General features: G+C 53.1%; 1 protein-coding gene. It reads left to right on the plus strand.

All coding sequences use genetic code 11. The annotated features are described in order from the left end of the window. Nucleotides 1-291 precede the first annotated feature (291 nt). The coding region (locus tag VZ95_RS20040) for a Rieske 2Fe-2S domain-containing protein (RefSeq protein WP_232302779.1) at nt 292-608 on the plus strand (317 nt) is incomplete at its 3' end.

Consider the following 608-nt stretch of genomic DNA (forward strand, 5'->3'; position numbering starts at 1 on the left):
CGGCGCAGCAAAGATCGCTGCCCTCGACCTCCTCCAGCCGAAAGCTTTTCACTCGGCTTGTTTCGGCGCGAATGGCGGCAAGGCGCACCTGCATGATCGTTTCCCCCGGGTCTTATTCCTATTATTGGATACAATAATCTGCCTTTTGAAAAAGGGAAGAGGCCATTTATTCAAATTTTCCGCTGTTATATGGGGGTTTCTGAAATCAGCTTGACGCTAAAATGTATCCAATCATAGAATGCCTTTGCAATATCGCCGACAATAGGCGAGTCCAAAAACGAACGGGAGGGGATGATGTTTTTAAAAAACCAATGGTACGCTGTGGCGTGGGATAGCGATATCGGCGGCAAGCCCGTTGGGCGGACCATCTGTGGCGAGAAAATCGTGTTTTATCGCAAGCGCGACCGCAGCCTTGTGGCGCTGGAGGATTGCTGCCCCCACCGCCTGTTCCCCTTATCGCAAGGCTTTGTTCACGAAGATCGGCTGGTGTGCGGCTATCACGGGCTGACCTTTGCCGACAGCGGGCAGTGCGTGCATATGCCGAGCCAGGATACGATCAACCCCAATGCCCATATTCGCGCCTATCCGGTTATCGAGCGGTATCGCTT

The organism is Elstera litoralis (genome assembly GCF_000963705.1).
In the GTDB taxonomy this organism is placed as follows: domain Bacteria; phylum Pseudomonadota; class Alphaproteobacteria; order Elsterales; family Elsteraceae; genus Elstera; species Elstera litoralis.